This window comes from Streptomyces sp. 135 (genome assembly GCF_020026305.1).
Taxonomy (GTDB): Bacteria; Actinomycetota; Actinomycetes; order Streptomycetales; family Streptomycetaceae; genus Streptomyces.
In genome coordinates this window covers 4788847-4813614 of sequence record NZ_CP075691.1, presented here as the reverse complement: position 1 = coordinate 4813614, position 24768 = coordinate 4788847, and the positions used below count along the sequence as shown (strand labels likewise).

Sequence of the window (24768 nt, the reverse complement as noted above, 5' to 3'; positions counted from 1 at the left end):
CCGGCGGTGGCGGCTCGATGCTCGCTCCCCGTCTCGGGACGGCCGACCTTGGACAGCTGCACCAGCGTCGAGCCGTCGGGCGTACCGACGACACCGCGCAGGCGCATTTCCTTGACAATCTGCCCGTCGGCCAGCAAGTCGGCCAGTGCACCAACAGGTGCGCTGCAACCGGCTTCCAGGGCGGCGAGCAGGGACCGCTCGGCGGTCACGGCGGCCCGGGTGTACGGGTCGTCGAGCTCGGCGAGCGCGGCGGCGAGTGACGCGTTGTGCGCGGCGCACTCGATCGCCAGTGCCCCCTGGCCGGGGGCGGGCAGAACGGTGTCGACCGACAGGAAGTCGGTCACCTCGTCGGTCCGGCCGATGCGGCTCAGTCCGGCGGCGGCGAGCACGACGGCGTCGAGCTCCCCCTTGTGCACGTATCCGATGCGGGTGTCGATGTTCCCGCGGATCGGCACGGTCTGGATGGTCATGCCGTGGCTGCGCCGTGCGTCAGCTGCGCCATCGGCACGGCGCGGCGTCACCGTACCGACGCGCCGTGCGAGCCGCGGCGAACCGTCGCGCGCGTCAGCAGCGTCGCCTCGGCGCGCGGCACCGCGGCGAGCGCCGCGGCCGCGGCGCCAGTCGTCGCGCGTGTCGGCAGACGCGAGTGCACGGCGAAGTCCACCTCGTCACGGAGCAGCGCCTCGCGCAGGGCGGCGACGAAGACGCCGGTGCCGCCGATCTGCGCCAGGTGCTCGCGCGAGGTGTCGCCGTACGTCGTGATCTCCACGAGCTCGACGGGGCGGCCGGTCACCTGCCGTACCGCTTCAGCCACTTGGCCCGACTGGGCCATTGGCCGTGGTTGCTGCGTTGGTCGTGGCCTCAGGCCGCCTCACATGCCCGGCCGGTCTATTCGCGGTCGTAAGTTCTGGTGGTTCTCGGGTGACCTGGTGGTTCTCGCCGTTCACATCGGTCGCGTCGGTCGCGTCGGTCAAGAGCGTGCGCAGCGCGTCCGCGTCGGACCAGCGCGCACCCGCCACCCTGCCCAGCTGCTTGACCCGGACCGTCGGCGCGTGCAGCAGCTTGTCCACGACGCGGCGCACCGTCTGGGTGATCTCCGCGCGTTGCTTGTCCTCAAGGCCCGGCAGCCGTCCGTCGAGCCGCGCGATCTCGCTCGCCACCACATCGGCGGCCATGGTGCGCAGGGCGACCACGGTCGGCGTGATGTGCGCGGCCCGCTGCGCGGCACCGAAGGCGGCGACCTCGTCGGAGACTATGCCGCGCACCTGCTCGACATCGGCGGCCATGGGCGCGTCGGCCGAGGCCTCGGCCAGCGACTCGATGTCGACCAGCCGTACGCCGGGGATGCGGTGCACGGCGGCGTCGATGTCACGCGGCATGGCCAGGTCGAGCAGCGCGAGGACGGCCGGGCGGGCCGCGCCGACGAAGGACACGGGCTTGCGCCGCTCCGGCAGGCGCCCGGTCACGCTCGCGGCGGCGACCAGCGCGGCGATGGCGTCGGCCTCGGCCCGCGGGTCCGCCGCGGTGTCGCGCCGCTCGGCCGGGGCGTTGTCCACCCAGGCGGCATGCTGCTCCAGGGAGGCCGCGTCCATCCCGGCGACGGCGGCCTCGCCCGCGACGGAGAAACCGCGCGGCGCGGCGGTGAGGTCGACGGGGCAGCCGTCGTCGGCGACGGTGGGCTGCGCGGCCTGCCCGGCGGATCCGCTCCTGGACTGCGCCGGTACGTCACCGGGGCGGCTGTCGGCGGGGACGCGCCCCTCGACGGCGGCGGCGACGGCGTCCGCCGTCAGCACCAGGCCGGTCGCGCCGGTGCAGGACACCGCCACATCGGCACGTGTCAGTTCGTGGGCCACCTGATCCATCGGTACGGCGCGCGCGCTCACGCCCGTGCCGCCCTGCTCGCTCAGGATGGCGGCGAGCCGCTCGGCGCGCTCCAGGGTGCGGTTGGCGACCACGACCTCCTCGACCCCGGCCCGCGCGCGCGAGCGGACCCGGCGAGCGGGACATGGCCGCGCCGGCCGGCCGCCCAGGTCTCGACCGGAGGCGAAGGTGCGAGCTGTTCGGCCGAAGTCGTGACGAGCGGTCTCCGAGTGCGCCCGCGCCGACCCGCCTGCCGACCCTGAGACGGCCCCGCGTTGAGGAGTGTGCAGCTCCTGCGCACGCGCGAGGGCGTCCTTGATCTGCCCGAGGATCTGGCCCTCGCCGACCACCATCGAGTCGAGCCCGCACGCCACCGAGAAGAGGTGGTGGACGGCACGGTCCTCGTAGTGGACGTACAGATAAGGGGTGAGCTCTTCCAGGCCCACGCCGCTGTGCTGCGCGAGCAGCGTCGACAGCTCGGCGACACCGGCGTGGAATTTGTCGACGTCCGCGTACAGCTCGATGCGGTTGCACGTGGCGAGCACGGCCGCCTCGGCGGCGGGCTCGGCGGCCAGCGCGTCCTGCAACAGCTTGGCCTGCGTGTCCGCGGGCAGCGCGGCCCGCTCCAGGACGCTCACCGGAGCGCTGCGATGGCTCAGCCCTACGACCAGGAGACTCATGCCGGCATCACGGCGGGGACGTCCCCGTCGGGTCCCTTGCGCTGCTGCTTGGCGGCGACCGGCGGCACGACACCGTCGGCGGCGGCCTCCTCGCCGGCCTTGCGCTGCTCGTGGAAGGCGAGGATCTGGAGTTCGATGGAGAGATCGACCTTGCGCACGTCGACGCCGTCCGGCACGGACAGCACGGTCGGCGCGAAGTTCAGGATGGAGGTCACACCGGCGGCGACGAGCCGCTCGCAGACCTGCTGGGCGGCGCCGGCCGGGGTGGCGATGACGCCGATGGAGACGCCGTTGTCCTCGATGATCCGCTCGAGGTCGTCGGTGTGCTGCACGGGCATCCCCGCGACGGGCTTTCCGGCCATTGCCGGATCGGCGTCGATGAGCGCCGCGACCCGGAAACCACGCGAGGCGAAGCCGCCGTAGTTGGCCAGCGCGGCGCCGAGGTTACCGATGCCGACGATGACAACCGGCCAGTCCTGGGTCAGCCCCAGTTCACGGGAGATCTGGTACACGAGATACTCGACGTCGTAGCCGACGCCTCGCGTCCCGTACGAACCGAGGTACGAGAAGTCCTTGCGCAGCTTCGCGGAGTTGACTCCCGCGGCGGCCGCGAGCTCCTCGGAGGAGACCGTGGGCACCGAGCGCTCCGACAGTGCGGTGAGGGCTCGGAGGTACAGCGGAAGCCTGGCGACGGTGGCCTCGGGAATCCCTCGGCTGCGGGTCGCCGGTCGGTGAGTTCGGCCAGTTGCCACGGTGCTCCTGCGGGTAGAGCGGGGCTGTAGGCGGTCACTCGTCCCCAGACCGCCCCGTCGAATGCAGGCTATGTCTTTGTGAACGCGTGCACAAAGATTGTGTCCGATTTGCCCGGCCAACGTGACCGGGGTCACGCGCCCCCGGCGCACATTTTCGGAACCGGCGCGCGGGCAGCGTCGTTGATCACCTGATGGGGGCAAAACCGCACACTCTCCTCACGATCATCGCCCCCGAGACCAAAACCGCCCCAAAGCGTAGACGACTTCGCGGGCGGTTTGGACTACCCGGTCAGTAGGTTCCGGGCCGTCAGCCGGCCAGCTCGCGGCGCAGCCGCTCCTCGTCGACGCGCCAGAAGGTGTGCTGCTCCCCGTCCACCAGGACCACCGGGATCTGCTCCCAGTAGGCCCGGTGCAACTCCTCGTCCTGCGTGATGTCCTTCTTCTCCCATGCGGCGCCCACCTCCGCGCAGACCTTCTCGATCACCAGCTGTGCGTCATCACACAGATGACAGCCCGGCTTCCCGATCAGGGTGACCGTGCGATCCGCGGGCTTCTTCTTCTCCGTACGACGAAAAATCGGGCTCATGCCCCCATTCTCGCCCCGCCGACGCGCCCGGCGGAGGTACCGGGCCGCTCCCCTTCGGCGGGCCGGTCCCGAAGAGTTCACCGGGCCTCACCTCACCGACATCCCGCCGACTCCGGAACCTCCGAACGAACTAGCTATGCTCACGGCATGGCCGCTCTCGGATGGCTCACCCCCCGTAGGCGCTCCGCCACGGCGCGGAGCGTGTTGGCAGGCGAGGCCTCGGCCGAGGCCGCCCGCAAGACCTCCCAGGAGCTGGAGGCGCTCGCCGGACAGGCCGCGCCCGATGAAGGGCCGCGCGAACCGGAGTTCCCGGTCGTCGGCGACGTGCGGGCCGCCGCGTTCTTCGACCTCGACAACACCGTGATGCAGGGCGCCGCGATCTTCCACTTCGGCCGCGGCCTCTACAAGCGGAAGTTCTTCGAGCGCCAGGAACTGTTCCGGTTCGCCTGGCAGCAGGCGTGGTTCCGGCTCGCCGGCGTCGAGGACCCCGAGCACATGCAGGACGCCCGCGACAGCGCCCTGTCCATCGTCAAGGGCCACCGCGTCGCCGAGCTGATGACCATCGGCGAGGAGATCTACGACGAGTACATGGCCGAGCGCATCTGGCCCGGCACCCGCGCCCTCGCCCAGGCCCACCTCGACGCGGGCCAGAAGGTCTGGCTGGTCACCGCCGCCCCGGTGGAGATCGCCACCGTCATCGCCCGCCGTCTCGGCCTGACCGGCGCCCTCGGCACCGTCGCCGAGTCCCTCGACGGCGTCTACACCGGCAAGCTCGTCGGCGAGCCCCTGCACGGCCCCGCCAAGGCGGAGGCCGTGCGCGCCCTGGCCGCCGGCGAGGGCCTGGACCTGTCCCGCTGCGCCGCGTACAGCGACTCGCACAACGACATCCCGATGCTCTCGCTCGTCGGCCATCCGTACGCGATCAACCCCGACGCCAAGCTGCGCAAGCACGCCCGCGAGCGGGACTGGCGGCTGCGCGACTACCGCACCGGCCGCAAGGCCGCGAAGGTCGGCATCCCCGCCGCCGCCGGTGTCGGCGCGCTCGCGGGCGGCACGGCTGCGGCCATCGCCCTGCACCGCCGCCGCCACTGACCCGCCGCTGACCGCCGCCGCCCCGCCGGCTCCGGCGAAGACCGCCGGTCAGCGCGCATTCCCCCGGTCCTACCCCGCCCGGCCCACGGCCAGTCCCGGTGGTTGAACTCGGCCACAACACGCCCCGCGTCGCGACGGAATGTGAACCGTTCCGATCAACAACCGCTCACTCTCCGGCACTTGATCCGACTCCGTTCAGTAACGGAAGCGACGTAATCGGTGATTTGAGCAACTGGGTGTAGCGCTGCCTGTACGAAGCGTTATTCTCCTCAGACGCATATCGGACCCCACGCGTCGCTACGACGAGTGAAAGGTCCCGTACTGCACGTGATGGAAGCTCTGCCTCTGGGAGTCCCGTGTACCCACACGTCGGGGTTGACGCCTCGGGCCTGGCTACGCTGCGCGCAACGGTCATCGACCGCTTGCGCGGCTTCGTCCCCACCGCGTACGCCGTCCCCGCCGTCCCCGCCTTCGCCGTCCCCGCACCCGCCGGGCCCTGCTATGCCCTGGCGGACGGTGGTGCGGCCGTCGGCAGACGGGCCCGTTCCGGCGCCGCTGCCGCCACCTCAACGCCCACCCCCCGCCGTCCCGCCGCGGACAGCGACAGCGCCCGCATGATGGACCTCGTCGAACGCGCCCAGGCCGGCGAGTCCGACGCCTTCGGCCGCCTCTACGACCAGTACAGCGACACGGTCTACCGCTACATCTACTACCGCGTCGGCGGCAAGGCGACCGCCGAGGACCTCACCAGTGAGACCTTTCTGCGCGCCCTGCGCCGCATCGGCACCTTCACCTGGCAGGGTCGTGACTTTGGCGCCTGGCTGGTCACGATCGCCCGCAACCTGGTCGCCGACCACTTCAAATCGAGCCGGTTCCGCCTCGAAGTGACCACCGGCGAAATGCTCGACGCCAACGAGGTCGAGCGCAGCCCCGAGGACTCCGTCCTGGAGTCCCTCTCGAACGCGGCACTGCTCGAAGCCGTCCGCCGCCTCAACCCCCAGCAGCAGGAGTGCGTGACCCTGCGCTTCCTCCAGGGCCTCTCCGTCGCCGAGACCGCGCGCGTCATGGGCAAGAACGAAGGCGCGATCAAGACCCTCCAGTACCGCGCGGTGCGCACCCTCGCCCGTCTCCTCCCGGACGACGCGCGCTGACCCACTGACTCACCGACGCACCGCCGCGCTTCCTCTCCGTAGCGGCCAACTCACCGGCCGTGGCGGCCAGATGGCCGCCACGGCCCTTCGGCGATTCTTCGCGGTCCGATCATCCTGACGTCCGTAACCCAAGTGCCGCGACGCTCGTTGTGCGGGATGCAGGCTCCCTGTGGTCGCAACCTGACGTTTCCCCGACTCGCCACGAGCCGGGGACACCCCACTCGCTCACCCGATCGCGTGGACGTGGTCAGACCATGCAACCCTCAGGACCCCCTGGGGAGTCGACCGTCTTGACGAGAGGAGGTGCCGCCAGTGATCGCGAACGTATCGGCCCACCGGCGGGCGAACGCCTTCGCCCAGGCCCTGGAGGAGCATTCCGACCAGGACCCGGCGGCCGAGCAGTCCGAGGACTCCGCGTCCACCGCGCCCGCGGCCGCGTCCGTGGAGTCCCCCGAAACCACCGCGGCCCGCGCCGAACCGACCGAGCAGGGCCGCATGCTGGCCCTGGCGGACGGTCTCGGCGCGCTGCCCAAACCAGCCCTCGACCCCGAGGTCAAGGTCGTCCAGCGCGCTCAGCTCGTGGCCGCGATGGAAGCCATGTTCCTTGAGGGCGGCAGTGCCTCGGTGCCCGAACAGCGCTCCCGCAAGGGCGCCCACCGCGCGGGTCCGCTGCACAAACTGCGGCCCCGCTCCCGGCTGTCCAAAGGCATCGCCGCAGGCGGTCTCACCGTCGGCGTCGCCGCGGGTGCCTTCGGCGGAGTCGCCGCCGCCAGCTCCGACGCCCTGCCGGGCGATTCGCTCTACGGCCTCAAACGCGGCATGGAGGACCTCAAGCTGGGCCTGGCCGACGGCGACGCCGACCGGGGTCAGCTCTTCCTCGACCAGGCCTCGACCCGGCTGAGCGAAGCACGCAGGCTCATGGAGCGCGACCGCGCCGGCTCCCTGGACCACGAGTCGGTCGGCGAGGTCAGGCGGGCCCTCTCCGGCATGCGGCACGACGCCACCGAGGGCCACCGCCTGCTCCTGGAGGCGTACGAGCGCGACGGGTCGCTCGGCCCCATCCAGGCGCTCTCCGCGTTCTCCCGGTCGCACCGCCAGAGCTGGAGCGACCTCCAGGGCCGCCTGCCGGTCCAGTTGGGTGACGTGGGCAAGCAGGTGGACTCCGTCTTCGACGCCATAGACGAAGAGGTCGAACCGCTGCGCTCCCTGCTGCCCCGGGCCCCCGAGAACGGCGGCAAGCCCGGCCGGGCCCCCCAGGACCCCACGGGGTCCCAGGGCACGGACAGGCACCCTTCCGCTCCCTCGGGCAGCGGCGGCGGGCACGACGGCGACACCCGAGGCGACAGCAAGCCGAAGCCCTCCTCGCCGCGCGAGACGGGCGACGACGTCCTCGGTGGCAGCGTGGGCGGCCTCCTCGACCCGCCGGACGACAAGGCGACACCGTCCCCGTCGGACGGCAAGGGCAAGCCCGGCAGGGGCGGCGGCCCCTCGGCCAAGCCGGACGTCACCCTCCCTCCGATCCTGCCCGGCCTGCTCCCGGAACTCGGCATCGACGAGGAGGACGCGAGGTAATCCACGTCAGTACGCAGTTGAGGGCGCCCTCCCACACGGAGGGCGCCCTCGACCGTGCAGGACGTCAGAAGAACACCGAGCGCCGCTGCACCAGCAGCTTGTACAGCGAATGCTGGATCTGCTCGCGCACCTGGTCCGTCAGGTTGAACATCAGCATCGGGTCCTCCGCCGCCTCCGGCGGATGACCGTCCGTCGCGATCGGCTCCCCGAACTGGATCGTCCACTTCGTCGGCAACGGCACCGCGCCCAGCGGCCCGAGCCACGGGAACGTGGGCGTGATCGGGAAGTACGGGAACCCGAGCACCCGCGCCAGCGTCTTCGCGTTGCCGATCATCGGGTAGATCTCCTCCGCCCCGACGATCGAGCACGGCACGATCGGGGAACCCGTGCGCAGCGCCGTCGAGACGAAGCCGCCGCGGCCGAACCGCTGGAGCTTGTAGCGCTCGCTGAACGGCTTCCCGATGCCCTTGAAACCCTCCGGCATCACCCCGACCAGCTCGCCCCGCTCCAGGAGCCGCTCCGCGTCCTCCGCGCACGCCAGCGTGTGCCCGGCCTTGCGGGCCAGTTCGTTGATGACCGGCAGCATGAACACGAGGTCGGCGGCGAGCAGCCGCAGATGCCGGCCCTGCGGGTGGTGGTCGTGCACCGCGACCTGCATCATCAGGCCGTCCAGCGGCAGCGTCCCGGAGTGGTTGGCGACGATCAGCGCCCCGCCCTGTGCGGGGATGTTCTCGATGCCCCTCACCTCGACCCGGAAGTACTTCTCGTAGAACGGGCGGAGCAGCGACATCAGGACCTGGTCGGTGAGCTCCTCGTCGTAGCCGAAGTCGTCGACCTCGTACTCACCGGTCAGCCGTCGCCGCAGGAAGGCGAGGCCGCCCGCGACGCGCCGGTCCCAGTCGCCGCCGCGCGGGCGCGCCGCCCGCTCCCGGGGCCGCGCGGACTCCCGCTGCCGCTCTTCCTCCCGCCGGGCGTCCGGCGGCCCGCCCTGCCGGCCCGGCAGCGTCTTGACGGTCTCGGCCGTCGGTACGGTCCTGACCTCCGTCACGGACCCGGCATCACCCGTGCGCCGCGGCGCGGGCCTGCGGCGCGGCGTGCGCTGCGCACCACCGCGTGAACGGTCGTCGTCGAACGGAATGACCTTGGCGTCCGCCATCGTTGACGCTCTCCTCAGTTGGCGCATCGGTTGCCGCCCACGAAGGGCAGCGCGGCGATCCGGTCGACTGCCCCGGCGAGGGCAGCGGGCGGCAGCAGTCCGGGACCACGGCTGCGTACGAAGTCCGCGAAGGTCTCCGCGGTCGTGTACTTCGGCCTGAACCCCAGAGTCTCGCGCATCTGCCGGGTGGCCACGACCCTGCCGTGCGTGAGCAGGCGGATCTGCTCCGGCGAGAAGTCCGTCGCGCCGAGCGTGCGCAGCGCCGTGCCGACCCAGGTGACGGCCGGCAGGAGCACCGGCACGGTCGGCCTGCCGAGCCGCCGCGAGCACTGCGAGAGCAGCAGCTGGCCGTCGCCCGCGATGTTGAACGTGCCGCTGTTGAGCGTGCCGCGCCGCGGTTCGTGCGCGCCCAGGCGCAGCACCTCGACCGCGTCGTCCTCGTGGACGAACTGCAGGCGCGGGTCGTAGCCGAAGACGGTCGGCAGGACCGGCAGCGAGAAGTACTCGGCGAGCGGTGACTCCGCGGCGGGCCCCAGGATGTTCGCGAAGCGCAGCACGCACACCGCGACGTCGGGCCGGCGCCGCGCGAAGCCGCGCACATAGCCCTCGACCTCGACCGTGTCCTTGGCGAAGCCGCCGCTGGGCAGCGACTTGGGCGTCGTCGTCTCGGTGAAGACCGCCGGGTCCTTGGGCGCGGAGCCGTACACGCTCGTACTGGACTTCACCACGACCCGCCGCACCGTCGGCGACTTCTGGCAGGCACCGAGCAGCTGCATGGTGCCGATGACGTTGGTCTCCTTGACCGAGCCCCGGCCGCCCCGGCCGAGCGCGGTGGCCGTGACGTCCATGTGGACGACCGTGTCCACGTCGTACTCGGCGAGCACCTTGGCGATCGCGGGCTGCCGGATGTCGGCCCGGACGAAGTCGGCGCCCCCCAGATGGTGCTCGGGCGGGACCGCGTCCACGGCGATCACCCGTTCGACCTCTGGGTCGCGCTGGATCCGCCGGACGAACCGTCCGCCCAGCTGCCGGGCCACTCCGGTCACGAGCACGACCTTGCCCAAGATCAGCGCCTGCCTTTCCCCAACGTCGCCGCACACCGTGGACTGTGTCCCGGCCCACGCTAGCGGGTCGGTGTCGAGCTGTGATGACCGCGCGCTGCGTGAAGTGACGACGGACACAGGGGTACGTACGGACCAACCGCCCACCTCTCAAGTACCGCGAAGAGAGGCCCCAAACATGCCGAAGCCCTCCCACCGGATGGTGGGAGGGCTTCGGGACGCGCTGTGCAGCGATCGCCTACTTCTTGTTGCGACGCTGAACGCGAGTGCGCTTCAGCAGCTTGCGGTGCTTCTTCTTGGCCATCCGCTTACGCCGCTTCTTGATAACAGAGCCCACGACTACCCTCGCTCACTTCTCTTCACTCGGTGCGGGGCAGCAGACTGGGCCCACACGACCTACGTCGGCCTAGCCTACCCGCACCTGCGTGAGGGGCGTAATCGAGGGCCAAAGGATCCCGCGCCGACCCTGCCACGAGGGGCCCGCGAGCCCTTCGCTCAGCCTGCCTCGACCCCCACATAGGACTCGCGGAGGTACTCGTGAACCGCCTGCTCGGGGACCCGGAAGGACCTTCCGACCCGAATGGCGGGCAGATGACCGCTGTGCACCAAGCGGTACACGGTCATCTTGGACACTCGCATCACCGAGGCGACTTCCGCCACGGTCAGGAACTGAACCTCGTTCAGCGGCCTCTGGTTATCAGCCATGACACCCCACCTGAACCTTCCGCACATGACGGGCACCGGCTTCCCCTTCCGGTGACTCTTCGTCGCTGCGCGCTCACTCCCCAGACTAGGGGCGGATGATGCGAGTGGGGAAGAGGAGCAGCCATCGGCCGCCTACTGTGACAGACACGCTCGATTGAGTACATAGCGAGTAAGCGGTCGGTAGTAATCAGACCGCACAGCGTCATCAAGCGGAACGACGACGGACACCTGCCCCTCGGCCTCTCCGACGAACAGCGCGGGGTCGTCCGTATCCGCCAGACCGATCGCCTCAAACCCCAGCTGACCTGCTCCGCAGACCCATCCGTGGTCTCCGACGACAAGCCCGGGAAGCGGCCCGCCGGCCTCCGCGGCGGCCCCCAGAACGGCCCGAACAGGGAGCGGTGAATGGGTGTGTGCGCCGGTCTCACTCCCGGTGGGACGCACGCCGGGTTGGCGCACCAGCGCGACTCCTTGTACGTAGTCAAGGTTGTACGTGCGTAGGCCGAACCGGGTCGTTATGTCGACACTGTTGCCCTGCGCGGGGGTGAGGACGGTGCATCCGGCCGCCGACAAGGCGTCCGCCAACGCGGCGTAGAACCCCAGCAGCCGGTGCGGGTGCCCCGTCCCGAAGAGTACGGGAAGCCGCCTCCGAGCCGCCTCCGAGAGCCGCTCCGCGAACGCGTCGAGCGCCCTCAGCGTCCGCTCCGGATCGATGACGTCGGTGCCCGTGGTGTGCCGGGGGTCGGCGGACACCCCGCACTTGTCGGCCATCAGCCGCAAGAGGTCCGCCGGCCCCCAGCTCCACTCTGGGTCGAGCCCCAGCAGCATCCGGGGATCCCGGGCCGCGAAGAGCCGATAACTGCGCAGGCTGTCTTCCCTGGCCGTGGCCACGGGTCCGGCCAGCCGAGCCGCCAGCAGATGCGCACGCAGGGCGCCGGTGGTCAACACGGTGCGATGTTGGCGCATACCGTCCGCGTGCTCCCCGAAAACCCGGAAAACACCGCACAGTTGGCGTAACGCCCCGTATCCTCCCGCTCAGGGCAGCAGCCCCCGCAGCGGGAACGCCGCCCGCCGAGCCGCGAGCACCGCCTGGTCGAGCCGGTCCGCGGGGTCGTACCCCGACTCCCACTCCTGCCAGCCCACGGGCCACCGCCCGTCCGTCATCCGCCCCGGCGCCAACTGCCGCGTACGGGCGAACACTTCCTGCCGCCAGGCCTCCGGGATCGCCGCCGTCGGCTCCACGGGCGCCCCCGCGGCGATGCCGACCAGATGCGTCCAGGACCGCGGCACGACGTCCACCACGGCGTATCCCCCGCCCCCCAGGGCGACCCACCGCCCCTCGGCGTACTCATGAGCCAGCTCATGGCAGGCGACCTGCACCGCCCGCTGCGCGTCCAGCGAGACGACGAGGTGCGCGAGGGGGTCCTCGAAGTGCGTGTCGGCGCCGTGCTGTGTCACGAGCACCTGTGGCCGGAACTGGGCGAGCAGTTCGGGCACCACGGCGTGGAAGGCCCGCAGCCACCCCTCGTCACCGGTCCCGGCCGGCAGCGCCACGTTCGCGGCGGATCCCTCGGCCGCGCCCGCCGCGCCGGTCTCCTCGGGCCACCCGGTCTGCGGGAAGAGCGTCCGGGGATGCTCGTGGAGCGAGATCGTCAGAACCCGCGGGTCCTCCCAGAACACGGCCTGCACGCCGTCCCCGTGGTGCACGTCGACATCCACATACGCGACCCGCTCGGCGCCCAGCTCCAGCAGCCGCGCGATGGCCAGCGCCGGGTCGTTGTAGATGCAGAACCCCGAGGCGCCGCCGGGCATGGCATGGTGCAGCCCGCCCGAGAAGTTCACCGCGTGCAGGGCCTCACCGCGCCACACCGCCTCGGCGGCCCCGACGGACTGCCCGGCGATCAGCGCCGACACCTCGTGCATCCCCGCGAACGCCGGGTCGTCCTCGGTGCCGAGGCCGTACTCCCCGCGCGCGGACGCCGGATCGGCGGAGGCCGCCCTGACCGCCGCCACATAGTCCTCGCGGTGCACGAGCCGCAGCGTCGAGTCCCCGGCACGCTTGGCCGCGACCACGTCCAGCTCCTTGTCGAGCCCGAAGGCACCGACGAGACTTCGGGTCAGCCCGAGCCTGACCGGGTCCATGGGGTGCCCCGGGCCGAAGTCATAGCCCGTTACTGCCTCGTCCCACATCAGCTGTGCGCGGCCGCTCATGCCCGTCACCGTATCGGTCCACTCCGGGGGCGAAGGAACGGGCGTACGACCGAGGGGCAGATGTCACGCCAGCAAGCGCGGCAACTCCCGCATGTCCTCGAAGAATCCGGTGGCGCCCGACAGCCGCTCGGCGGGCGTCATCGCGGTGAACCCATAGACGTCCATGCCCGCGGCCACCGCGGCCCGCACCCCGAGCGGACTGTCCTCCACGACCACGCACTTCTCGGGCGCCACGCCCATCCGCTCGGCCGCGTACAGAAAGAGATCGGGCGCCGGCTTCCCCCGCCCCACGTCCTGCGAACTGAAGACCCGCTTCTCGTCGAACCACGTGTCGAGCCCCGCCGCGCGATGCCCGACCCGAATCCGCTCATGACTCCCGGAAGAGGCCAGACAGTAGGCGACCCCATCGCCGACAAGCTGCTCCAGCACCTCGACGGCTCCCTCCACAGGCTTCAGCTCCCGCTCGAAGGCAGCAAAGACCCGCCCGTGAAAGACCTCGTCAAAGTCCGCGGGAAGCCGCTGCCCACTCCGCTCGAGCACCAGATCGTGTACGCGATGGACGGCGCCCCCCATGTAATCGCGCAAGGAGTCCTCGTACGAGGTGGGATGTCCGAGCTCGGTCAGATACGCGGCGAGGATCGTATTGGAGATCGGCTCGCTGTCCACGAGCACGCCGTCGTTGTCGAAGATGACCAGGTCGTATCGCATATCCCGACCCTAAGCGCTGACCCTTTTTTTCCCCGGAACGCAGAAAACCCCCGCACCATAAGGTGCGGGGGTTTCCCGTTCAAAATTAGTTCGGCGGCGTCCTACTCTCCCACAGGGTCCCCCCTGCAGTACCATCGGCGCTGTGAGGCTTAGCTTCCGGGTTCGGAATGTAACCGGGCGTTTCCCTCACGCTATGACCACCGAAACACTATGAAACTGTCAACCGCACCATGCGTGACCACACATGGGGTTGTTCGTGGTTTCAGAACCAACACAGTGGACGCGAGCAACTGAGGACAAGCCCTCGGCCTATTAGTACCAGTCACCTCCACCCGTTACCGGGCTTCCAGATCTGGCCTATCAACCCAGTCGTCTACTGGGAGCCTTAACCCCTCAAAGGGGGTGGGAATACTCATCTCGAAGCAGGCTTCCCGCTTAGATGCTTTCAGCGGTTATCCTTTCCGAACGTAGCCAACCAGCCATGCCCTTGGCAGGACAACTGGCACACCAGAGGTTCGTCCGTCCCGGTCCTCTCGTACTAGGGACAGCCCTTCTCAATATTCCTACGCGCACAGAGGATAGGGACCGAACTGTCTCACGACGTTCTAAACCCAGCTCGCGTACCGCTTTAATGGGCGAACAGCCCAACCCTTGGGACCGACTCCAGCCCCAGGATGCGACGAGCCGACATCGAGGTGCCAAACCATCCCGTCGATATGGACTCTTGGGGAAGATCAGCCTGTTATCCCCGGGGTACCTTTTATCCGTTGAGCGACGGCGCTTCCACAAGCCACCGCCGGATCACTAGTCCCGACTTTCGTCCCTGCTCGACCCGTCGGTCTCACAGTCAAGCTCCCTTGTGCACTTACACTCAACACCTGATTACCAACCAGGCTGAGGGAACCTTTGGGCGCCTCCGTTACTCTTTGGGAGGCAACCGCCCCAGTTAAACTACCCATCAGACACTGTCCCTGATCCGGATCACGGACCGAGGTTAGACATCCAGCACGACCAGAGTGGTATTTCAACGGCGACTCCACACACACTGGCGTGCATGCTTCACAGTCTCCCACCTATCCTACACAAGCCGAACCGAACACCAATATCAAACTGTAGTAAAGGTCCCGGGGTCTTTCCGTCCTTCTGCGCGAAACGAGCATCTTTACTCGTAGTGCAATTTCACCGGGCCTATGGTTGAGACAGTCGAGAAGTCGTTACGCCATTCGTGCAGGTCGGAACTTACCCGACAAGGAATTTCGCTACCTTAGGATGGTTATAGTTACCACCGCCGTTTACTGGCGCTTAAGTTCTCAGCTTCGCACACCCGAAAGTGCACTAACCGGTCCCCTTAACGTTCCAGCACTGGCAGGCGTCAGTCCGTATACATCGCCTTACGGCTTCGCACGGACCTGTGTTTTAGTAAACAGTCGCTTCTCGTTGGTCTCTGCGGCCACCCCCAGCTCAGAGTGCAAGACTCATCACCGGTGATGGCCCCCCTTCTCCCGAAGTTACGGGGGCATTTTGCCGAGTTCCTTAACCATAGTTCACCCGAACGCCTCGGTATTCTCTACCTGACCACCTGAGTCGGTTTAGGGTACGGGCCGCCATGAAACTCGCTAGAGGCTTTTCTCGACAGCATAGGATCATCCACTTCACCACAATCGGCTCGGCATCAGGTCTCACCCTCATGTCATCCGGATTTGCCTAGATGACGGGCTACACCCTTACCCCGGGACAACCACCGCCCGGGCTGGACTACCTTCCTGCGTCACCCCATCACTCACCTACTACCACCTTGGGCCGGCGGCTCCACCACTTTCCTTTCCCCGAAGGGTCCGGAACGGCTTCACGGCCTTAGCATTAATGGGCTCGATGTTTGACGCTTCACAGCGGGTACCGGAATATCAACCGGTTATCCATCGACTACGCCTGTCGGCCTCGCCTTAGGTCCCGACTTACCCTGGGCAGATCAGCTTGACCCAGGAACCCTTAGTCAATCGGCGCACACGTTTCTCACGTATGTATCGCTACTCATGCCTGCATTCTCACTCGTGAACCGTCCACCACTGCCTTCCGGCGCAGCTTCACCCGGCACACGACGCTCCCCTACCCATCACGATCCCCGTTGGGGGTATATATCGCAATGACACGACTTCGGCGGTACGCTTGAGCCCCGCTACATTGTCGGCGCGGAATCACTAGACCAGTGAGCTATTACGCACTCTTTCAAGGGTGGCTGCTTCTAAGCCAACCTCCTGGTTGTCTGTGCGACTCCACATCCTTTCCCACTTAGCGTACGCTTAGGGGCCTTAGTCGATGCTCTGGGCTGTTTCCCTCTCGACCATGGAGCTTATCCCCCACAGTCTCACTGCCGCGCTCTCACTTACCGGCATTCGGAGTTTGGCTAAGGTCAGTAACCCGGTAGGGCCCATCGCCTATCCAGTGCTCTACCTCCGGCAAGAAACACACGACGCTGCACCTAAATGCATTTCGGGGAGAACCAGCTATCACGGAGTTTGATTGGCCTTTCACCCCTAACCACAGGTCATCCCCCAGGTTTTCAACCCTGGTGGGTTCGGTCCTCCACGACCTCTTACAGCCGCTTCAACCTGCCCATGGCTAGATCACTCCGCTTCGGGTCTTGAGCGCGCTACTAAATCGCCCTATTCGACTCGCTTTCGCTACGGCTTCCCACACGGGTTAACCTCGCAACACACCGCAAACTCGCAGGCTCATTCTTCAAAAGGCACGCAGTCACGAGGATGGAGCAAGCTCCATCCCGACGCTCCCACGGCTTGTAGGCACACGGTTTCAGGTACTATTTCACTCCGCTCCCGCGGTACTTTTCACCATTCCCTCACGGTACTATCCGCTATCGGTCACCAGGGAATATTTAGGCTTAACGGGTGGTCCCGCCAGATTCACACGGGATTTCTCGGGCCCCGTGCTACTTGGGTGTCTCTCAAACGAGCCGCTGATGTTTCGACTACGGGGGTCTTACCCTCTACGCCGGACCTTTCGCATGTCCTTCGTCTACATCAACGGTTTCTGACTCGTCTCACAGCCGGCAGACTATGAAAGAGAGATCCCACAACCCCCACGACGCAACCCCTGCCGGGTATCACACGTCGTAGGTTTGGCCTCATCCGGTTTCGCTCGCCACTACTCCCGGAATCACGGTTGTTTTCTCTTCCTGCGGGTACTGAGATGTTTCACTTCCCGCGTTCCTCCACACTGCCTATGTGTTCAGCAGCGGGTGACAGCCCATGACGACTGCCGGGTTTCCCCATTCGAAACCCCGGATCAAAGCCTGGTTGACGGCTGGGGACTATCGTGGCCTCCCACGTCCTTCATCGGTTCCTGGTGCCAAGGCATCCACCGTGCGCCCTTAAAAACTTGGCCACAGATGCTCGCGTCCACTGTGCAGTTCTCAAACAACGACCAACCACCCATCACCCCACCAGCAAAACCAGTGAGTGTACTGGGGTCGGCATTGAGGTCGGGAACAAGCCCGTACCCTCAGATACCCAACAGCGTGCCCGACACCCTTCACCGCTCCCCTCAACTTTCCACGCTCCGAAGAGCAGTACTTGCAGGAGAAGACAACCAAGAGTGCCGAGTAGTCAACGTTCCACCCATGAGCAACCACCGTCGATCGTTTGCCGACGTAGTGGCCTCTGAACCAAGCAAGCTTGGCTTAGAAGTGCTCCTTAGAAAGGAGGTGATCCAGCCGCACCTTCCGGTACGGCTACCTTGTTACGACTTCGTCCCAATCGCCAGTCCCACCTTCGACAGCTCCCTCCCACAAGGGGTTGGGCCACCGGCTTCGGGTGTTACCGACTTTCGTGACGTGACGGGCGGTGTGTACAAGGCCCGGGAACGTATTCACCGCAGCAATGCTGATCTGCGATTACTAGCAACTCCGACTTCATGGGGTCGAGTTGCAGACCCCAATCCGAACTGAGACAGGCTTTTTGAGATTCGCTCCGCCTCGCGGCTTCGCAGCTCATTGTACCTGCCATTGTAGCACGTGTGCAGCCCAAGACATAAGGGGCATGATGACTTGACGTCGTCCCCACCTTCCTCCGAGTTGACCCCGGCAGTCTCCTGTGAGTCCCCATCACCCCGAAGGGCATGCTGGCAACACAGAACAAGGGTTGCGCTCGTTGCGGGACTTAACCCAACATCTCACGACACGAGCTGACGACAGCCATGCACCACCTGTATACCGACCACAAGGGGGGCACCATCTCTGATGCTTTCCGGTATATGTCAAGCCTTGGTAAGGTTCTTCGCGTTGCGTCGAATTAAGCCACATGCTCCGCTGCTTGTGCGGGCCCCCGTCAATTCCTTTGAGTTTTAGCCTTGCGGCCGTACTCCCCAGGCGGGGAACTTAATGCGTTAGCTGCGGCACCGACGACGTGGAATGTCGCCAACACCTAGTTCCCACCGTTTACGGCGTGGACTACCAGGGTATCTAATCCTGTTCGCTCCCCACGCTTTCGCTCCTCAGCGTCAGTAATGGCCCAGAGATCCGCCTTCGCCACCGGTGTTCCTCCTGATATCTGCGCATTTCACCGCTACACCAGGAATTCCGATCTCCCCTACCACACTCTAGCCTGCCCGTATCGACTGCAGACCCGGGGTTAAGCCCCGGGCTTTCACAACCGACGTGACAAGCCGCCTACGAGCTCTTTACGCCCAATAATTCCGGACAACGCTTGCGCCCTACGTATTACCGCGGCTGCTGGCACGTAGTTAGCCGGCGCTTCTTCTGCAGGTACCGTCACTTTCGCTTCTTCCCTGCTGAAAGAGGTTTACAACCCGAAGGCCGTCATCCCTCACGCGGCGTCGCTGCATCAGGCTTTCGCCCATTGTGCAATATTCCCCACTGCTGCCTCCCGTAGGAGTCTGGGCCGTGTCTCAGTCCCAGTGTGGCCGGTCGCCCTCTCAGGTACTACCGTCGTCGCCTTGGTGAGCTTCTACCTCACCAACAAGCTGATAGGCCGCGGGCTCATCCTGCACCGCCGGAGCTTTCAACACACTCAGATGCCTGAGCGTGTGTTATCCGGTATTAGACCCCGTTTCCAGGGCTTGTCCCAGAGTGCAGGGCAGATTGCCCACGTGTTACTCACCCGTTCGCCACTAATCCCCACCGAAGTGGTTCATCGTTCGACTTGCATGTGTTAAGCACGCCGCCAGCGTTCGTCCTGAGCCAGGATCAAACTCTCCGTGAATGTTTTCCCGTAATCGGGATGAACACCACGAGAGCGGAACCAAGGAGAGGAATAATCTCCCGGTTCACAGCGTCCTCGCTGTGTCGCCTGCACGATCAAATTGCCGTACAGGACTTTTTCAAAGGAACCTCAACTCACCGAAGTGAGTCGGGGTATCAACATATCTGGCGTTGACTTTTGGCACGCTGTTGAGTTCTCAAGGAACGGACGCTTCCTTTGTACTCACCCGCAGACCTTGTCTGGGGCTTTCCTCCGGGCGCTTCCCTTCGGTGTTTCTTTTGTTCTTGCGTTTCCGACTCTATCAGACTCTTTCGTGTCCGATTTCCTCGGCGCCTTTCCGGTTCCCGCTCCGGCCTTTCGGCTTTCGCGTTTCCCTTTCCGGCGGTTCCGACTCTATCAGATCCTTTCGGGCCTGATTCCCAGTCAGCGGGCGGTGTCTTCGCGGCTGTTGGGCCGTTCCGACGAGTGAGACTTTAGCGGAATCCTGGCTCCCGACCTAATCGGGGGCGTCCTTTCGAACACCGATTCCTCATTTCGCAAATACGCATGGAAACGAGCCGAAGGCGGATCCCGTACGGGAACGCGACGTCGATCGCTTGAATGGTTCTTGCGGAATGGCCGCCCGGGGACCGACCAAGTGGTCGACGCTCACGTCGGGCAACTCGGAGAACACTACGTACGGCCCCCAGGTGTGTCAACTCCCTGCCGCGAGGTCGCCTGAGGAGTACTCTCTGCGGCATGACGACGCATGCGTACACCCAGCTGTGGTGGGCCGCCTGAGGGCGGCCGTACATACGCATGTACCCAACGGCCGCCGCCCAGGCGGCCGTTCTTGTTTCTCCCCCTGGAGGACCCGGAGCCCGGCCGTCGGGCCGGTGGTCCTGAGCAGGAGGCGGAGAGATGACGAGGATCTTCAGCGGGGTCAAGCCGACGGGGCACCTGACGCTCGGGAACTACCTGGGGGCCATCCGGCAGTGGGCCGAGGTCGACCAGCATCGCGCGGAGTCGCTGTTCAGCGTCGTCGATCTGCACGCGCTCACGGTGGACCATGATCCCGGCCGGGTGCGCAGACTCAGCAGGCAGGCGGCGACGCTGTTGCTCGCGTCGGGCATCGACCCCGAGCGGGCCACCGTGTTCGTACAGAGTCATGTGGACGAGCACGCCCGGCTCTCGTACCTGCTGGAGTGCGTCGCCACGGACGGCGAGATGCGGCGCATGATCCAGTACAAGGAGAAGGCCGCCCGCGAGCGGGGCCGCGGCGGAAGCGTGCGGCTGTCGTTGCTCACCTATCCCGCGCTGATGGCGGCGGACATCCTGGCCTACGGCGCCGACGAGGTGCCGGTGGGTGACGACCAGACGCAGCACGTCGAGCTCACGCGGGATCTGGCGGTGCGGTTCAACCAGCGGTACGGGCAGACGTTCATCGTGCCGCGGGCCACTCCTCCCAAGGTGGCGGCGCGGGTCATGGATCTTCAGGACCCGACGTCGAAGATGGGCAAGTCCCACGAGGCCGGGGCCGGGATCGTCTATCTGCTGGACGAGCCCGAGGTCGTACGGAAGAAGATCCTGCGTGCGGTCACCGACAGCGGGAGTGAGGTGGTGTACGACCGGGCTGCAAAGCCGGGGGTCTCGAATCTGCTGGAGATCCTCGCCGCTTGCCGAGGTGGGAACCCAGAAGCCCTGAGCGGTGTATACGAGTCGTACGGCGCACTGAAATCCGACACCGCCGATGCCGTGGCGGAGCTGCTCCGCCCCGTGCAGGAGCGGCACAAGGAGCTGATGGCGGAGCCCGCGTATGTAGAGGAGGTGTTGCGGCGGGGAGCTGAGCGGGCCAGGGGGATGGCCAAGCCGACGGTGGACGGCGCCTATCGGGCGATCGGCCTGCTGCCGCCGGTCAACGAGGCGCGGTAAACACGGGGGGGCCGGGAGTGAGCGGCGACGGCCCGCAGTCGCGAGCGCTCCTGAGGGGACGTGGGGGTATGTGCGCGCGGAGCACAGTGGAACCCCGTGACGGAACCGATGGGCACCCGGGCGCCCGCGCCAAGATGGCGAGCACGGACATACCCCCGCGGCCCCGCCCCACAGACGAACCCGAGGCGACCCCGAGCCGACCCCCGGCCCAGGCTCAGCTGTTGTTGCCGGAGGCCAGCTCGCGGCTGCGGTCGCGCGCGGCCTCCAGGGCGGCGATGAGCGCCGCCCGTACGCCGTGGTTCTCCAGTTCGCGGATGGCATTGATCGTCGTACCGGCGGGGGAGGTGACGTTCTCGCGGAGCTTCACCGGGTGTTCGCCGCTGTCGCGGAGCATGACGGACGCGCCGACCGCCGCCTGGACGATCAGGTCGTGCGCCTTGTCGCGGGGCAGGCCGAGCAGGATGCCCGCGTCGGTCATGGCCTCGACGAGGAAGTAGAAGTAGGCCGGCCCCGAGCCGGACAGCGCCGTGCAGGCGTCCTGCTGGGTCTCGGGGACGCGCAGCGTCTTGCCGACCGCGCCGAAGATCGCCTCGGCGTGGGCGAGCGCGTCCGCGGTGGCGTGGCTGCCGGCCGAGATGACGGACATGCCCTCGTCGACGAGGACGGGGGTGTTCGGCATGACGCGGACGACGGGGGTCTTCTCGGCCAGGCGCTCTTCGATGAAGGAGGTGGTGATGCCCGCGGCGGCGCTGATGACGAGGCGGTCGGGGGTGACGTGCGGGGCGAGTTCGTCGAGCAGCCTCGCCATGTCCTGGGGCTTGCAGGCGAGGATGAGGGTGTCGGCCTGCTTGGCGGCGTCGGCGTTGCTGACGGGGGTGACGCCGTAGCGGGTGCGGAGTTCGTCGGCGCGTTCCTGGCGGCGGGTGGTGACGAGGAGGTCGGCGGGGGCCCAGCCGCCGCGGATCATGCCGCTGAGCAGGGCTTCACCGATCTTGCCGGTGCCGAGGACTGCGACTTTCTGGCTCGTGTTGCTGCTCATGAACGGGGCCTCCGGGGTTGCGTCGTCCGGCGGCCATCCTCGCATTGGGGGGCGCCGGACAGAGGGCGCGTCCGGTGGGCGGACGGGGCCCTCAGGCCTTGCGCTTCTTCCGCGAGGGGTTCCCCGTCCGCCGCGACGCGCGCTTCGCGTACTGCTCGCGGGCACTCTCGTACTCCTCCCGGTGGAGCTGTTCGCCCGGGGCCTCCGTGAGGGAGCGGAAGAAGTGGGCGAGGAGTACGCCGACGAAGCCGATGGTCAGCAGGCCGCGCATCGAGGCCTGGGACGCCGGGTCGTGGCGCTTGGTGAACCCCTCCCACGTGCGGCGGAAGGCGATCGCGCTGCAGATCGCGAACATCACGACGACGAGGAGGTTGACGAACGTGCCGACGTTCGCGATGGACAGGCCTTCGTAGGCGAAGCGCAGTACGAAGCAGCCCGCGGCCGCCGCGAGGAGTGAGCCCACGGCGACACCGGCGCGGCGGATGCCGTAGCCGCCGTCGTGGGCGACCCACGTCGTTCCGAAGAAGCGGATGGGCTCGGGCTGCGGGCCGGGGGTGGTGGGTTCTTCGCTCACCGTTTGATTATCGCCCGTCGGCGCCGCGCCCCGAGCGAACAACCTCCCGAGGCGTCGCGAGACGGCGCGCCCTATTCGTCCCCCTCCTTGTCCTCCCCTGTCACCCGGCAGCTAGTTTGGGCCGGGTAAGTCGTAACGGGGGATCACGGGGAGGTCGGGACAGTGTCACTCCGTGGAGGAGATCCGAAGGAGATCGGCGGCTATCCGCTGGAGGCACGGCTCGGCTCCGGCGGCATGGGCACGGTCTTCCTGGCGCGTACGGCTTCGGGGCGCCCCGTGGCGATCAAGCTGATCCACCAGCAGTTCGCGGACGACGAGGAGTTCCGCATCCGCTTCCGGCAGGAGGTGGCGGCCGCCCGGCGGGTCAGCGGCGCGTTCACCGCCGCCGTGATCGACGCCGACCCCGAGGCCGCGCACCCGTGGATGGCCACGACGTACATCGAGGGCCACACGCTCGCCCAGCGCATCGCCGAGCAGGGCCCGATCGGCGGCGCCGAGCTGCGCACCCTGTCCATCGGCCTCACCGAGGCCCTGCGCGACATCCACCGCGCGGGGGTCGTGCACCGGGACCTCAAGCCGTCCAACGTGGTCCTCTCCCCCGAGGGCCCGCGGGTCATCGACTTCGGCATCTCGCGCGCGGCGGACCAGCAGACGCTGACGATGACGGGGCGGGTGATCGGCACGCCGCCGTTCATGTCGCCGGAGCAGTTGCAGGCGCCGCGCGGTGTCGGGCCGCGCTCGGACGTGTTCTCGCTGGGCACGCTGCTCGTCTACGCGGCGACGGGGCAGGGCCCCTTCGACGCGGACAGCCCGTATATGACGGCGTATCAGGTCGTGCACGAGCCGCCGTCGCTCGGTTCGGTCCCGGCCGCGCTGCGGGCGGTGGTCGAGCCGTGCCTGGCGAAGGATCCGAAGGACCGGCCCTCGGCGGACGAGCTGCTCGTACGGCTGCGGGACCTGCCCGCGGATCTGGGTGGCACGGCGGCCGAGGGCGGCGCGCGCTGCACCCGTGAGACGGACACGCAGCACCACCTGCCCACGCAGGACACCCCACCGCCGAGCACGCCCGCCCCGCCGGACGCCACCCCCGCGCCCAGCGGTCCCCCGCCCGTCGGCATCTCACCGCGCGGCAAGAGTGAGGACGCCAAGAACAACAACCGCCGCCGCGTCCGCCGGGCGCTCGCCGCCGCCGTCGCCGTCGTCGCGATCGGCGGCGGTGTCACGCTGATGAACACCGGCGTCTCCGGTGATCCGGGCGGTACGGGCGGCTCGGGCAAGGAAGGCAAGGGAGGCCGCAACGTCGCGGCGACCGGGGCTCCCCTCCCCGACGGCTTCAAGCCGTGGCGCAAGACCGTGCCCGGCGGCCGTGCGGACATCCCGGACGAGCTGCGCTGCGAGGCGCGCGGCGACGCCCTGTTCTGCGGGGGCGGCGGTGTCGTCGCGACCCGCATCAGGGCCTCTGACGGCTCCCGCGTCTGGACGGAGAACAGCCCCGGCGTCCCCGTCCAGGGCATGCACCTGGTGGGCGTCACCGACGACACGGTGCTCGGTTACCGCTTCGCGGCCGAGGACGCGCCGGGCGATCCGCAGACCGAAGTGGTGGCCGTCGACGCGGACAAGGGCACCGAGCTGTGGTCCGTGCCGTCCGGCGCCCAGTCGACGGCCGTCACGGGCCGTACGCAGGACGCCGTGGTGCTGAACTCCACCGTGGTGACCGTCGACGCGTCCAACTCGCGGTTCGAGGCCCGGCAGGCGCACACCGGGAAGGTGCTCTGGCGGCGGCCGTTCCCCGAGGGCACGCAGTGCGCCCCGGTCCCTGCGGGCACGCGGCTGTACGCGATGTGCGCGCCGGACGCCGAACTGGCCGCGGGCGCGGTGCGCCACCCCGTCCTGTACGTCACCGACCTCGCCTCGGGAGATCTGGGCGAGGCCGTCGCCGTCCAGGGTCCCGTCCAGCCCGTCGGCACCGCCGACGACAGTCTCGTACTCCTCCACCAGCGTCAGGAGGGCCCGGCGACGGTCGGCTACGACGAGATCGTGCGGGTGGACCGGACCTCGCACAACATCATGTACGCCCGGCTGCCGAAGGTGTACGACGGGACGCCCGGCATGGCCGACGGCACCGTCTTCCTCAGCGGGCGGACGGGTCTCGTCACGGCGTTCGACCCGGCGACCGGCAGGAAGAAGTGGGCCCGGCAGACGGACGTCGAGGGCGCGTCGGGGCCGGTGCAGGGCGACGACGGGGCGCTGTACTTCAGCTCGGCCAGCGGCCGGGTCGCCGTGCTCTCCTCGCGCGAGGGCCGGCCGCTGCTGTCGACGGGGCCACGGGCCGACGGCGTGGCGGGCGAGACGAACGCCGAGCCGCGCGTCGTCGTCGCCGGCCGCGTGGTCGTCGTGACGGCAGCCGAGAACACCGTGTTCGCCTTCGACGTGACGAAGCCGCCGAAGACCGGCTGAGAAGCCGGGCCCTCGG

The 24768-nt window shown here is 68.0% G+C and carries 17 protein-coding genes, 3 rRNA genes and 1 pseudogene; 5 read left to right on the top strand and 16 right to left on the bottom strand.

What is annotated here, in order from left to right:
• Positions 1 to 50: 50 nt before the first annotated feature.
• From hemC to KKZ08_RS21680, 4 genes and pseudogenes are all read right to left on the bottom strand, one after another.
• A pseudogene (hemC, locus tag KKZ08_RS21695) lies at positions 51 to 832 on the bottom strand (hydroxymethylbilane synthase); the annotation flags it as partial.
• Positions 807 to 2540, bottom strand: a complete 1734-nt coding sequence (locus KKZ08_RS21690) for a glutamyl-tRNA reductase (protein ID WP_223776038.1) — start codon at positions 2538 to 2540, stop codon at positions 807 to 809. The pseudogene hemC and the gene KKZ08_RS21690, both read right to left, overlap by 26 nt.
• Positions 2537 to 3292, bottom strand: coding sequence for a redox-sensing transcriptional repressor Rex (locus KKZ08_RS21685; protein ID WP_223776037.1), 756 nt, complete (start codon positions 3290 to 3292; stop codon positions 2537 to 2539). Before KKZ08_RS21685 ends, KKZ08_RS21690 begins: the two co-directional genes overlap by 4 nt.
• A 307-nt stretch (positions 3293 to 3599) precedes the next feature.
• Positions 3600 to 3878 carry a glutaredoxin family protein gene (locus tag KKZ08_RS21680; RefSeq protein WP_205039274.1) on the bottom strand — a complete coding sequence of 93 codons (279 nt, stop codon included), beginning with the start codon at positions 3876 to 3878 and terminating at the stop codon, positions 3600 to 3602.
• Between the two features lie 147 nt (positions 3879 to 4025).
• Here KKZ08_RS21680 and KKZ08_RS21675 point away from each other — a divergent pair, with 147 nt between their 5' ends.
• The 3 genes from KKZ08_RS21675 to KKZ08_RS21665 all read left to right on the top strand — a co-directional run bounded on the left by KKZ08_RS21675 (position 4026) and on the right by KKZ08_RS21665 (position 7693).
• Complete coding sequence (locus tag KKZ08_RS21675) at positions 4026 to 4970, top strand: HAD-IB family hydrolase (protein ID WP_223776036.1); 945 nt, start codon at positions 4026 to 4028, stop codon at positions 4968 to 4970.
• Between the two features lie 356 nt (positions 4971 to 5326).
• Positions 5327 to 6121, top strand: a complete 795-nt coding sequence (locus KKZ08_RS21670) for an ECF subfamily RNA polymerase sigma factor, BldN family (protein WP_223776035.1) — start codon at positions 5327 to 5329, stop codon at positions 6119 to 6121.
• A 312-nt stretch (positions 6122 to 6433) separates the two neighbouring features.
• A complete protein-coding gene (locus tag KKZ08_RS21665) occupies positions 6434 to 7693 on the top strand; it encodes a DUF5667 domain-containing protein (protein WP_223776034.1) in 1260 nt (419 codons plus the stop codon).
• Between the two features lie 64 nt (positions 7694 to 7757).
• Here KKZ08_RS21665 and KKZ08_RS21660 read toward each other — a convergent pair whose 3' ends face one another.
• The 10 genes from KKZ08_RS21660 to KKZ08_RS21615 all read right to left on the bottom strand — a co-directional run bounded on the left by KKZ08_RS21660 (position 7758) and on the right by KKZ08_RS21615 (position 18771).
• Positions 7758 to 8849: a lysophospholipid acyltransferase family protein gene (locus KKZ08_RS21660; RefSeq protein ID WP_223776033.1), complete on the bottom strand. Its 1092-nt coding sequence runs from the start codon at positions 8847 to 8849 to the stop codon at positions 7758 to 7760.
• A 14-nt stretch (positions 8850 to 8863) separates the two neighbouring features.
• Positions 8864 to 9913: an NAD-dependent epimerase/dehydratase family protein gene (locus tag KKZ08_RS21655; protein ID WP_223776032.1), complete on the bottom strand. Its 1050-nt coding sequence runs from the start codon at positions 9911 to 9913 to the stop codon at positions 8864 to 8866.
• Positions 9914 to 10148: 235 nt separating this feature from the next.
• A complete protein-coding gene (locus KKZ08_RS21650; protein ID WP_003948845.1) occupies positions 10149 to 10247 on the bottom strand; it encodes an AURKAIP1/COX24 domain-containing protein in 99 nt (32 codons plus the stop codon).
• Positions 10248 to 10405: 158 nt separating this feature from the next.
• Positions 10406 to 10615 (bottom strand): helix-turn-helix domain-containing protein, encoded by a 210-nt coding sequence (locus KKZ08_RS21645; RefSeq protein WP_157996488.1) that lies wholly within the window; start codon positions 10613 to 10615, stop codon positions 10406 to 10408.
• Positions 10616 to 10747: 132 nt separating this feature from the next.
• Entirely contained in the window at positions 10748 to 11563 is an 816-nt protein-coding gene (locus tag KKZ08_RS21640) for a phosphatase (RefSeq protein WP_223776031.1), read from the bottom strand.
• 87 nt (positions 11564 to 11650) lie between these two features.
• On the bottom strand, positions 11651 to 12826 hold the full coding sequence (locus KKZ08_RS21635) for an acetoin utilization protein AcuC (RefSeq protein ID WP_223776030.1): 1176 nt from the start codon (positions 12824 to 12826) through the stop codon (positions 11651 to 11653).
• Between the two features lie 63 nt (positions 12827 to 12889).
• A complete protein-coding gene (locus KKZ08_RS21630) occupies positions 12890 to 13534 on the bottom strand; it encodes an HAD family hydrolase (protein ID WP_223776029.1) in 645 nt (214 codons plus the stop codon).
• 88 nt (positions 13535 to 13622) lie between these two features.
• A 5S ribosomal RNA gene (gene rrf / locus KKZ08_RS21625) occupies positions 13623 to 13739 on the bottom strand.
• A gap of 87 nt (positions 13740 to 13826) precedes the next feature.
• Positions 13827 to 16936: ribosomal RNA gene (locus KKZ08_RS21620) — 23S ribosomal RNA — on the bottom strand.
• A gap of 312 nt (positions 16937 to 17248) precedes the next feature.
• Positions 17249 to 18771, bottom strand: a 16S ribosomal RNA gene (locus KKZ08_RS21615).
• Together the 16S, 23S and 5S rRNA genes form the textbook arrangement of a ribosomal RNA operon.
• Before the next feature lie 900 nt (positions 18772 to 19671).
• Between KKZ08_RS21615 and trpS the strand changes: the two genes are divergently transcribed.
• Positions 19672 to 20682, top strand: a complete 1011-nt coding sequence (gene trpS / locus KKZ08_RS21610) for a tryptophan--tRNA ligase (RefSeq protein WP_223776028.1) — start codon at positions 19672 to 19674, stop codon at positions 20680 to 20682.
• Between the two features lie 214 nt (positions 20683 to 20896).
• On the opposite strand, the gene proC is transcribed toward trpS, so the two are convergent.
• Both proC and KKZ08_RS21600 read right to left on the bottom strand, forming a co-directional pair.
• Complete coding sequence (gene proC / locus KKZ08_RS21605; protein WP_223776027.1) at positions 20897 to 21721, bottom strand: pyrroline-5-carboxylate reductase; 825 nt, start codon at positions 21719 to 21721, stop codon at positions 20897 to 20899.
• 91 nt (positions 21722 to 21812) lie between these two features.
• Positions 21813 to 22295, bottom strand: coding sequence for an EamA/RhaT family transporter (locus tag KKZ08_RS21600; protein ID WP_223776026.1), 483 nt, complete (start codon positions 22293 to 22295; stop codon positions 21813 to 21815).
• Positions 22296 to 22457: 162 nt separating this feature from the next.
• Here KKZ08_RS21600 and KKZ08_RS21595 point away from each other — a divergent pair, with 162 nt between their 5' ends.
• Positions 22458 to 24752 (top strand): serine/threonine-protein kinase, encoded by a 2295-nt coding sequence (locus KKZ08_RS21595; RefSeq protein WP_223776025.1) that lies wholly within the window; start codon positions 22458 to 22460, stop codon positions 24750 to 24752.
• Positions 24753 to 24768 lie beyond the last annotated feature (16 nt).